Source organism: Nostoc sp. KVJ3 (assembly GCF_026127265.1).
In the GTDB taxonomy this organism is placed as follows: domain Bacteria; phylum Cyanobacteriota; class Cyanobacteriia; order Cyanobacteriales; family Nostocaceae; genus Nostoc.
Map to the genome: position 1 here is coordinate 2,474,585 of NZ_WWFG01000002.1, position 11,405 is coordinate 2,485,989.

Sequence of the window (11,405 nt, forward strand, 5' to 3'; positions counted from 1 at the left end):
GATATATAAGTGACTTCCAAATTAAAAAACATCCAAAAATCTCATATCTCTTCTTCTTTCTCTGTGACCTCTGCGCCTCTGTGGTTCGCTTTATTGAATAATTTATTTCTTGGAAATCCCTAACTTCTATGACATCTACAATAGACGAAAAAATAACCGTTTTACTAATTGACGACCAATCCATAATCGGCGAAGCTATTTCTCGAATGCTAGCGGTTGAACCAGACATTGTATTTCGCTATTGTTGTAACCCTACACTCGCTCTCAAGGCAGCTAAAGATTGCAACCCAACCGTGATTTTGCAAGACCTTGTGATGCCACAAATGGAAGGGTTACTGTTAGTACGGTATCTCCGCTCTCAAGATTCGCCTACCTGCCATATTCCGCTAATTGTTTTATCTAGTAAAGAAGAACCAGTTATCAAAGCGAAAGCATTTGAATTAGGAGCAAATGACTATCTGGTAAAGTTGCCTAACAATATGGAGCTAATTGCCCGCATTCGCTACCATTCCAAAGCATATATAAATTTTCTCAAACGACAAGAAGCAGAAGCTCTATTTAAAGAGGAAATTATGCGTCAAGCAGCATATATTGAGGAGGTAGATCGGGTGACATCTGCGGCTTCTGACGTGGAACGCGATGCTTTTCAACCAGATAAATTAACAGAGGTTGCTAAACGTAGCGACGAGCTTGGACAACTGGCACGGGTTTTTACTAATATGGTGAAAACTGTGAAAGCACGGGAGAAGGAATTAATAACTGCTAATACTCAATTAGAATCTCTTCTCAAAGCTTACGGGCGATTTGTTCCTCACGAATATTTACGATTCTTACGAAAAGAAAAGATTACAGATGTCCAGTTAGGCGACCATGTTAGCAAAGTTATGGCGGTAATGTTTAGTGATATTCGGTCTTTCACAACCATCTCTGAAAATATGACTCCTCAAGATAATTTTAACTTTGTTAATGCCTATCTTAAGCGCGTCAGTCCAGAAATCCGCTCTCATTACGGTATTATTGTCAAATTTCTAGGTGATGGAATGATGGCAGTTTTTCCTGAAGGTGCTGATGATGCTGTAGCTGCTGGTGTTGCTAAACAAAAACGGGTTTATGAATACAATGAGCAACGTCTAGAAAAAGGTTACTTACCTCTAAAAATTGGTATTGGTATTCATGTTGGTCAGATGATGTTAGGGATGGTTGGTGAAGAAAACCGGATGCAGGGTGATGCTTTTTCTGACAATGTTAATTTAACAGCTAGGTTAGAAGGTTTAACTAAGTTTTATGGTGTATCTCTGCTCATTTCTGAGCAGACATTAGAGCATCTAAGTAATTCGACAAAATATCAAATTCGCTTTTTAGATCGAGTTGTTGTTAAAGGACGAAATGAGCCGATTTCTGTTTATGAAATTCTCGATGCCGAAATTGATGAAATTAAATTTTTAAAGCTCAAGTCTCAGCCGGATTTTGAGCAAGCTTTAGATTATTATCGTCAAGGTAGCTTTGAACAGGCAAAGGTTTATTTTGAAAAAGTTTTAAGTGTCAATTCTGCTGATAAAACTGCTGATTTATATCTGAGCCGAGTCAATTATCTTTTGCAATCAGATAATATTCTAGACAAATGGGATGGTGTTTGGCGTTTTACTGAGAAGTAAGTATTTGTATGTTTACAATTAAATGTTTATTAATATTATATTCTCAAATACCAAATTTTAAGGCTCTCAGTGGACAGTAAGAGAGCGATCGCTCAGAAGGCGAAGGGCGTAATCCCAAAACCAATGAGCCAATGACTATTCCAGCTACCAAAGTGGCTGCGTTTTCTGCTGGGAAACAGTTTAAAGAAAAAGTAGCACCATAACCACAGGCTGAATCAGAGAGGTGGGGGAAGAGATCAGTTTCTTAGAGGAAAAGGCGACTCAGTGCGATCGCCTTGTCCACTGAAAAGCGTCACACGTTTCGTTTTTTGTCTTATTGCAGGAAAGAGGAAAGGCGAGCAGAGTTACTTCTGTCCTTGACCCACAAGTTTTACCTCCTTACGTCGTAGCTGACTTATACCGTCGAACATGGAGAATTGAAGAGGCTTTTTACACGGTAAAACGTTTATTGGGATTATCTTATTTATGGACTGCTTCTATTAATGGTGTGAAGTTACAAGTCTGGGCTACTTGGTTATTTTATGCTGTTTTAATTGACTTAGCAGACGCTGTTGCTGATGAATTATCTCTACCATTTGACCGCATTTCCTTAGAGATGATCTTTCGTGGTTTGTATCATTTTAGTGTCGCTTACGACAAAGGGAAGGCGGATGATCCCGTTAAGTACTTTGCGGCTCCTGAAAATCAAGATTTAGGAATTGTCAAAGCCAAACGATTGCCAGTCTCCAAGCTGGATTTATCCCCTTTTCCTGCACCTTCTTGACAAATGTGCAATTACCTTAACCTCTCACGAATGGGCGTTTATGGGGTATCAAGCCTTGCCACCAGGAGCAGACTTCACTCAAACAAAGTGGTGGGAAGTGCTAGGTGTTGATGTTCGCGCCACCGATGATGCAGTTAAAGCGGCTTACCGCAAATTAGCACGAAAATATCATCCAGACGGTGGCTCACCTGATTCTAAAAAAATGACAGTAATTAATGCTGCTTATGAAGAAGCAAAGAAAGCTGGTCACAAGTGCGGTGATTATGATTGGTAGATACCTGACCTGCTACCAGATGAGCTAAAAACCAAAATCAAAGAATCTGCACAGATGCCAAGTGTTGACCCTTTCGCATACGCGGACTCATTGATCAATATCGCAATGGGTTCTATCAGCGCGGCTTGAAATTTCTCGGTATGCTGGCAACTGGGGCGATTGTTGCTGTTAATGGGCTAAATCCCTTATCACTTGTAGCAATAGTAGTAAGTGGAGTTTTAGCGTTCTCGCTTCGAGTTGCCTTAGGCATCCCCTAAACTCAAACCATCCTCTAAGAATCAGACTCAGGAACCAGTAATTGAAACTATACCTGTACCTGGAGAATTCAAAATCTACAGGCAAGCCGAGTTAAACCGCACCACAGCGTCACTTCTGGCAGATGGTGCAATTTTAATTGCTGGCGAGGACGGGAGTGGTAAATCCGTACTAGCGATCGCAGTAGTGGAGAAGCTGCAAGCTGACGGGTTTATGGTGGCGTTCATCGAACCGGCTACGCCCAAACAGATGTTGCTCGAAATTGCCCACCAGTTCGACATTCCAACCGAAGACCTTGCGATCGCTCTCGGCACTTTTAGCATCAATAACTCAGGCGGAATCCTAACCCAATTCAACAGGTTAATTGCGTCCCCCTCTGGCGTACAGCACATTTTTAATGAATCTGGTAGCACCTACCTAATCAAAGCCAACATCAAAGGGGTAAGAACGGGCGATCGCTCTAAGGTAAATGGGCAGTATCTAATTATTCAGGTACAGGGAACAGGCTTTTTAGTCCAGTCCGATGACGGAAGGATTTACAAGGCATCGACCGAACCCGATAGCCAAATATTCTTAGAGAAAATAACGGCGGATGTTGGAAAGCCAGCTATTACCAACATTGAGGCGTTGACCTTGGAAGATGAACCGATCGGGAGTGCGATCGCACAGTTTAACCGCACCGGTGCAATGGTGTTTATCAGTGGTCAGTTAACGGTGGATGGTTTAGAAAGGGAAGTATACAACCACTATTACTATTGGTCTGATATTAAAACCTCACTAATTCTGCCGGGACAACACCTGTTTGGAAAGCCAAAGCAATTGCTGATCCGTTATTCCAACTTTCATCAATCCATTGACAGTTTGCAAGAGGTAATCAGCACAAGAACCAAGCTCTCCAGAAGCTGTTGCAATGCTGTTAATCGTAGTTTCTAAGGAAATCTCACCACTATATGCACGATGCTGGCGATTAACCACAAAGGTAATTGCTGGCAATTGTTGAATACCGTCAAACACTCTCACCCAACGTGGGATATAACAACCAACTATCATTTCCCGTCGCCAAAGTAGTGGTAGTTCCGATGATACATCAACCGCAGCGATTCGGTAGGCAATACCTCGACAACTACCACCACTATCTAGACCTAATACTAATCCTCGATTTTCTGGTGTACCGCGGCCTTGAGGTACCCACAGGCAAAAACGACGATGCCAGCCGTATATTTTACCAATCCGTTGTTCTGCAAATTTCAAGATAGGATTCCAAATTAGAGAACCATATACAAACAACCAAATATCAGAATTGGGCTGATGTTGTCGAAGTGTTTGGTTGAGTGATTCTTCCAACTGGGCTTCACTTAATATAACGCCAGTTCCAGACTGTATGATTGTCTGTTGCAAGCGTCTAGATTCGAGATCAAAACGTGTTAGTGACAATATAATAAAGTGTCTTTACTTGATTCAACCCGTAATCATCATACTATTACAGCACGGCGTAAATAAACCAACGATTCTAAATTTCTGAAAAGCTCACGGGAAACCCGCGCACGAGGGTGGCTCCCCTACGTATAGTTCAAAAATCAAAGCGGACTGCTATATAAGTCCTAAATTGTTCCTTCATCATAGAACTTACGCATTGACAGAAAATTGATACTATGTATTCAAATTCAAATTCTGCGCTAAATGTTCCAAAATAAAGTCACGAGCTACTTGGAGAGACAGATTCCTTTGGATTTCATACCAATTTTCAATCAAGTCTTCTGCCCGCATTAATTCTAATTGTGTGAAAGCGCGAATTGCACTAAAAAAGTGAGTCTTAATAGCATCGGTTGTTCTAACCATGAATCTTCCAATGCCACATACTTGTTTAATAGCTCTGTGGTAACACTCAATCCCCCAATGAATTGAATGTAGCTCTTTAAATTCTGTTCTGGAAATTGAGTTTAGTGTATCTTTTTCAGGGATATACATAATGTAATATCTTTTAGTTTCGTTTTTGAAACTTTTCCGAAATACTTTTACCTGACCAAAATTCTTTAGATACACTATTAAACCATCTTCGGGAATTTCTAAGTTTTGGACTTGGGTAAAATTTTTACCATCAATGGAACATGAGCGATTTTTAGCTACCCCAGTTAAAAACCCTAATCCCTTGTTTTTCAGTAACTTCAGGTTTTTTTGACTGGAATACCAAGCGTCAGTTGTCATTGTTTTAGGCTTTAAACCCCAATCCATTACCTCAGTAATCATTTCTCGTAAATAATCATTTTTAGTCTTGTTATCTTGTTTGTTATAAATGCGATAATTTACAGGTACAGATTTACCTGAACACTCGGTGTAATACAAGGTAATTAACTGAACTCCCTTAACGGCACGATGATGTCTACCTGAATAGTAATAACCGATTAAATCTGTTATTTCCGGGTCACTATGAGGCTTATCAATTACCGTATCATCTCCACTTAAAGTACCTCCAACTAGATTGATATTGGGCTTGATTTCTTCAAATAAGTCCTTGGGTTCGTACCGTTCACGTAGCAAAAATCTATTGACGCTATCATGAGATAAATTTTCCATTATCTCTGCCAGACGTGTGCAACCTGGATACTTTGATTCTGCCAGTAGAAACAGAGTATAAGTGTTCAAGTCACATTTAGCGGTTGATGGTTTAGTAATTGCTCTGATTGTCCGAACCCTAAACACAGCCAAGTAAATTATCTGTTTTTAACGCCTCTGGTAACTAGCGGTCGCTGTTTTTTTTCTGCATTCTCCTTATGCACTTTTTGTCTTGCTTGTCAATGCGTAAGTTCTACATCAGTTGAAAGCCCTGGGATTTATTGAATCCGAGTGAAAATTTACTCATAGAGAGAGTTGCGGGGACTGACTTACATCCTGTCAGGCAGTCCCAGGAAGGCGATCGCTACCACCCCAAAGTATGGAGGAACAAACGCAGCAGGAATATTCACGGCAGCAGCAACAATAATATGCCCAATCTGTAAGAGATAGAAATTACCAACTAGCTCAACTCAATATTTCCCTCACCACAATTGAAGATAAACTAGCACTTATCCCGATGTTGCGATCGCCCCGAAACGGTTACATTAGGCGCATCAAACCTTGGGTGGGTAAGGATGGGAAATATACAACTACTATTACTATTAGCGCTGCTAATGTTTCCTCTAAGAATGGAAATTCTTGTTGATAATATTTTACCAGATTCTCTTGATAATAACTCTTGAAATTTCGATAACTAGAATGATGAAAATATCCACACTTTAGGGGCAATTCATTAATTAACTGTACGACTCTGAGACTTTTTAAATTTTGGATAATGGAATTTAATTATTCAAAATCCAAAATTCACTTAATTTATCAAAAAACTTGCTCTCAAAACCCATATTTAACCAAATCGACCGCTGACGTAATCTTTTGTATCTTTCTGCTTAGGGTTATTGAAAATCACTTCTGTTGAGTCATATTCTACTAAGTAGCCAGTACGATCGCCTGTTTCTGTGGCGCTAACATTGAAAAAAGCTGTTTTATCAGATACTCGTGCCGCTTGTTGCATATTGTGAGTAACAATGACGATGGTATATTGCTCTTTGAGTTCCTGAATCAGTTCTTCAACCCGCAAAGTAGATAGGGGATCGAGGGAGGAACAAGGTTCATCCATGAGTATAACTTCTGGTTGCCCAGCGATCGCTCGCGCAATACACAACCGTTGTTGTTGACCACCAGATAAGGCTAAACCACTTTGTCGTAGTTTGTCTTTGACTTCATCCCACAAAGCCGAACGGCGTAAACTCCGTTCTACCAATTCATCCATGTTATCTTTGTAGCCACAAACTCTGGCTCCAAAAGCAACATTGTCATAAATTGATTTGGGAAACGGGTTTGCTTTTTGAAACACCATCCCAATCCGACGACGCACCCCTACAGCATCAACTTCCGGTGCATACAAATTTTTATCGTAAAAATAAACTTTACCTTCGGCTCGAAATGACTCAATCAGGTCGTTGAGACGGTTATAGCATCGCAGTAATGTACTTTTACCACAACCAGAAGGGCCGATAAAAGCTGTAACCTGATTTTTGGGAATATTTAGCCAAATATTCTGCAACGCTAGAAACTTCCCATAATAAACGTTGAGGTTTTCTGTGCGTAAAACTGTGTCAGTATCATTTACTGTGGTAGTGTTATTAACTGTCAAATTGTTTACCATTGATTTTATTGGCCGCTCTATATGGACTAAGTAAAGCTTTGCGTAAAATTGTGGCGAATTGAGGGTTTAAATTTAAACGCTCCAAGGGCGCAAAAGTACGCAGAGAATTCGCGCTCATATTAATAAAATGTTGTACTAAGTGCCTGGTAAATTACGCAGATATTCTGGTAGATCGTAGCGACCGAATTTAAATATGCGTTACCCTGAAACCTGGTAAAGAGACTTAGCACTGCTACGTCTCCTTAGTCCTGACTAGACAATTGTGACTGTAAAGCTCTATAGCCAGCTAATGCTAGCTCTGCACTCCTTTCCATCTCCTGACTGTATTTGCCAAGGCTAGCAGCACCGTTACACTTTGCCCGATGCAGCAAAGCACTTTGTGCCGCTTTCATATTGGCATCTTGTACTTTCCACAGTTCTAATGCTGGTTGCTGCATAGCACGACCAAAAGAAAATGTCAATGACCAAGGCAGTTTTGAGCCAAACCGGACATGCATCTCATTAAGATGAGCAGTTGCCAATTCATTGCTTTGACCACCCGATAAAAATGCTACGCCCTGTACGGCAGTAGGAACCACATTCAATAGGCAATTCACCGTAGCTTTTGCAACTTCTGGTATACTGGCTTGCTGGGGACAACCCTTACCGGAAATTACCATGTTGGGCTTGAGAATAATTTGCTCCAAAACTACCCCTTGCAAGTGGAGTTGATCAAAGACAGTTCCTAAGACTTCCTCAGTTACAACATAGCAACGTTTAATAGTATGGTCGCCATCCATCAAAACTTCAGGTTCGACAATGGGAACAAGTCCACCTTGTTGACAAAGCAGTGCATAGCGAGCTAAAGCCTGGGCGTTGTCCTCGATACAATCACGACTAGGAATTTCCTTGCCAATAGTGACGACAGCCCGCCATTTAGCAAAACGCGCCCCCATTTTGACGTATTCGGTAATGCGATTACTCAAATCATCTAAACCTTGTGTAATTTTTTCACCAGGGTGATTTGGTAAACCTTTCACACCAGTGTCAACTTTAATGCCGACAAGAATCCCCGCATCGTTCATCACTTTGACAAAAGGCGTTCCATCTTTTGTAGTTTGACGGATTGTTTCATCATATAAAATAGCGCCATTGATATAGTTACCCAAAGCAGGAGTAGTTAAAAGCAACTCCCGGTAAGTGCGGCGATTTTCCTCAGTTGGCGCGATTCCCAGCTTCTCAAAGCGGTTGTTACAAGTATTGTTGCTCTCATCTATAGCCAAGATGCCTTTACCAGGAGCAACCATCGCTTTAGCAGTAGCGATAAGTTTTGGTGAACTCATTATTTAAAACCTTTTAGCTCTAAAGGGTTGATTTTTTATTTGCAGATGCGATCGATATATAAGAGGATGTTTTAAAAGTCCTTTTCTTAGTAGCAAAACGTTTTAGATCCCCCTAAATCCACGCCAGTTGCTCATGGGGGAAACCCCCAAGACCGCACTGGCTCCCCTTAAAAAGGGGGACTTTGATTCCAGTTCCCCCTTTTTTAAGCTACGGTGTACACACATCTCTGTAGAAACCCAAAATCGTTGGAGATCCCCCTAAATCCCCCGATAAATTGGGGGACTTTAAGAGACTTTTGCCCCCCTTTTTAAGGGGGGTTAGGGGGGATCAACAAGTGCCTAATAATCACAGCTAAATACTTTTCAAACAACCTCTAAGACCAGTGCGCTAAAGCGCAACTACAAACCTTAGTGCTACGAATTACGAATTACTTTAGTAAGGCCACTTCCAGTTGACGATTTCCGGCTGATCGATACCGTGCTTGTGAGCATAATTCCGGTTGTTAATAATTTCGTTCTTCATGCGTTCTCTAACATAGACAGCAGCAGAACCCAGCTTCGGAACCCGATCAATCACGTCAATCACTAGATTAAACCGATCAACTTGGTTGTTGATAGCTAACTCAAGTGGTGTGTTAATGCTGCCTTTTTCCTTGTAGCCGCGCACATGGATATTTTCATGGTTAGTACGACGGTAAGCAAGTTTGTGAATCAGCCAAGGATAACCGTGGAAGTTGAAAATTACAGGCTTATCTGTGGTAAAAAGACTATCGAAATCCCAGTCTGATAATCCATGTGGATGTTCTGTATCTGGTTGCAACTTGTACAGATCAATAACATTAATAAACCGCACCTTGAGATCGGGGAACTCATCTCTTAAGATGGCAGTTGCAGCCAAGGCTTCCATAGTCACAACATCTCCGCAAGATGCCATGACGACATCGGGAAGATCGGGTTCTTGCCCATGATGGTCATTGCTTGCCCAGTCCCAAATACCGATGCCTTTAGTGCAATGTGCGATCGCTTGTTCTATGCTAAGAAACTGGAGGTGTTTTTGCTTGTCTGCAACGATGACATTGACGTAGTTGGTGCTACGTAAGCAATGATTGGCTACAGAAAGTAGACAGTTAGCATCGGGAGGCAGATAAATCCGGGTAACTTCAGCACTCTTATTAGTAACCAAATCTATGAATCCTGGATCTTGGTGGCTAAAACCGTTGTTATCTTGTCGCCAAACAGTAGAGGATAGTAAGATATTCTCAGAAGAAACTGGCGATCGCCAAGCAACCTCATTTTTACTGATTTCTAGCCATTTAGCGTGCTGGTTGAACATGGAGTCAACAACGTGAGCAAAAGCTTCATAACTGTGGAAGAAACCATGCCGCCCAGATAAAAGATAGCCTTCCAGCCAGCCGAACAGGTTATGTTCACTGAGCATTTCCATCACTCGTCCGTCGGTAGATAGCTCACTGCCATCTGCATCTTCAGGGAGGATATCTGCCAACCAGACTTTCTCACTGACTTCGTAGACGGCATTGAGTCGATTGGAGGCGGTTTCATCTGGCCCGAATATGCGGAAATTATTCATGTTATTACGCATGATATCTCGCAGGAAGTTCCCCAGAGGCTTAGTGTTTTCCACCTCAACTGCGCCGGGTTTGACTACTTCAACTGCATTGTTGCGGAAGTCGGGCATACGCAATTCTTTACGTAGAATTCCACCGTTAGCAACGGGATTGGCGCTGATGCGGCGATTACCAATGGGAGCCAGCTTTTTGAGTTCGGGAATTAGACTGCCATGTTCATCAAATAATTCCTCTGGCTTGTAACTTTTCATCCAGTTTTCTAGAATCTTCAGATGAGCAGGATTAGTAGCTACATCTGTAATTGGTACTTGGTGCGATCGCCAAAATCCCTCTAATTTATGACCGTCTATTTCTGCCGGCGCAGTCCATCCTTTAGGGGTGCGGAGGACAATCATCGGCCAACGAGGACGCTTCGCAACACCCGAAGTCCTGGCTTCGGTTTGAATTTTCTTGATTTCCAAAATAACTGTTTCCAGAGTTGCTGCCATCAGTTGATGCACTAGCGCTGGCTCATGCCCTTCCACAAAGTAAGGTTTGTAACCGTAGCCCTTGAATAAGTCCTCTAGTTCCTCATGGCTGATGCGGGCTAGGATGGTGGGGTTAGCAATCTTGTAGCCGTTCAAATGCAAGATTGGTAAAACTGCACCATCCCGAATGGGGTTGATAAATTTATTGGAATGCCAAGCTGTTGCCAGAGGCCCAGTTTCTGCTTCCCCGTCACCAACAACTGCTGTCACAATCAAATCCGGGTTATCGAAAGCAGCCCCGTAAGCGTGGGAGAGGCTGTAACCTAACTCGCCGCCTTCGTGAATTGAGCCAGGAGTTTCAGGTGTGCAATGGCTACCAATTCCACCAGGAAAGGAGAACTGCTTGAAAAACTTCAGCATACCTTCCTCATCCTGGCTCTTATCAGGATAAACCTCAGAATAGGTTCCTTCTAAGTATGTCGGCCCAAGGATGCCCGGAGCACCATGACCAGGGCCTGCGATGTAAATCACGTCCAGATCATATTTCTTGATTAAACGATTGAGATGAACGTAGATAAAGCTCAAACCGGGACTTGTACCCCAATGTCCTAACAGGCGATTTTTGATGTGTTCTGGCTTGAGGGGTTCTTTTAGCAGTGGATTGTCCTGCAAATATATCATTCCTAGAGCTAAATAGTTGCATGCACGCCAGTAAGCATTGATTAGACGCAGTTCTTCAGTGCTAAGTGTGGCAGATTTACCGTTTTCAACAACTGAAACCTTTGTCTTAGAAGGAGAAATGGTCATAAATTTTGAATCCTACTAATCTATTTTTAGTTCAATAATCTTTGAACACACAATGTC

Annotated in this window: 8 protein-coding genes and 2 pseudogenes; 4 read left to right on the forward strand and 6 right to left on the reverse strand. The window is 41.9% G+C overall.

Going from position 1 to position 11,405, the window contains the following annotated elements; genetic code table 11:
• Nucleotides 1-128: 128 nt before the first annotated feature.
• The 4 genes and pseudogenes from GTQ43_RS26540 (at nucleotide 129) to GTQ43_RS26555 (ending at nucleotide 2,692) form a co-directional block, all read left to right on the forward strand.
• Entirely contained in the window at nucleotides 129-1,655 is a 1,527-nt protein-coding gene (locus tag GTQ43_RS26540; protein ID WP_265275675.1) for an adenylate/guanylate cyclase domain-containing protein, read from the forward strand.
• 86 nt (nucleotides 1,656-1,741) lie between these two features.
• Nucleotides 1,742-1,858, forward strand: a pseudogene (locus GTQ43_RS26545) (HU family DNA-binding protein); the annotation flags it as partial.
• Nucleotides 1,859-1,992: 134 nt separating this feature from the next.
• Nucleotides 1,993-2,406: pseudogene (locus tag GTQ43_RS26550) on the forward strand (IS4 family transposase); the annotation flags it as partial.
• 52 nt (nucleotides 2,407-2,458) lie between these two features.
• Entirely contained in the window at nucleotides 2,459-2,692 is a 234-nt protein-coding gene (locus tag GTQ43_RS26555; RefSeq protein WP_265275676.1) for a J domain-containing protein, read from the forward strand.
• 332 nt (nucleotides 2,693-3,024) lie between these two features.
• Here the strand turns inward: GTQ43_RS26555 and GTQ43_RS26560 are convergent, their stop codons facing one another.
• From GTQ43_RS26560 to GTQ43_RS26585, 6 genes are all read right to left on the reverse strand, one after another.
• A complete protein-coding gene (locus GTQ43_RS26560) occupies nucleotides 3,025-3,174 on the reverse strand; it encodes a hypothetical protein (RefSeq protein ID WP_265275677.1) in 150 nt (49 codons plus the stop codon).
• A gap of 550 nt (nucleotides 3,175-3,724) precedes the next feature.
• The gene (locus GTQ43_RS26565; protein WP_265275678.1) at nucleotides 3,725-4,381 is read right to left on the reverse strand and encodes a gamma-glutamylcyclotransferase; all 657 of its coding nucleotides are present in this window, start codon (nucleotides 4,379-4,381) and stop codon (nucleotides 3,725-3,727) included.
• Between the two features lie 216 nt (nucleotides 4,382-4,597).
• Nucleotides 4,598-5,629: a transposase gene (locus tag GTQ43_RS26570; protein ID WP_265273632.1), complete on the reverse strand. Its 1,032-nt coding sequence runs from the start codon at nucleotides 5,627-5,629 to the stop codon at nucleotides 4,598-4,600.
• Between the two features lie 715 nt (nucleotides 5,630-6,344).
• Nucleotides 6,345-7,166 carry a phosphate ABC transporter ATP-binding protein PstB gene (pstB, locus tag GTQ43_RS26575; RefSeq protein WP_265275679.1) on the reverse strand — a complete coding sequence of 274 codons (822 nt, stop codon included), beginning with the start codon at nucleotides 7,164-7,166 and terminating at the stop codon, nucleotides 6,345-6,347.
• A gap of 242 nt (nucleotides 7,167-7,408) precedes the next feature.
• Nucleotides 7,409-8,488, reverse strand: a complete 1,080-nt coding sequence (locus tag GTQ43_RS26580; RefSeq protein ID WP_265275680.1) for a class I fructose-bisphosphate aldolase — start codon at nucleotides 8,486-8,488, stop codon at nucleotides 7,409-7,411.
• Between the two features lie 433 nt (nucleotides 8,489-8,921).
• Nucleotides 8,922-11,348 carry a phosphoketolase gene (locus GTQ43_RS26585; RefSeq protein ID WP_265275681.1) on the reverse strand — a complete coding sequence of 809 codons (2,427 nt, stop codon included), beginning with the start codon at nucleotides 11,346-11,348 and terminating at the stop codon, nucleotides 8,922-8,924.
• Between the last annotated feature and the right edge of the window lie 57 nt (nucleotides 11,349-11,405).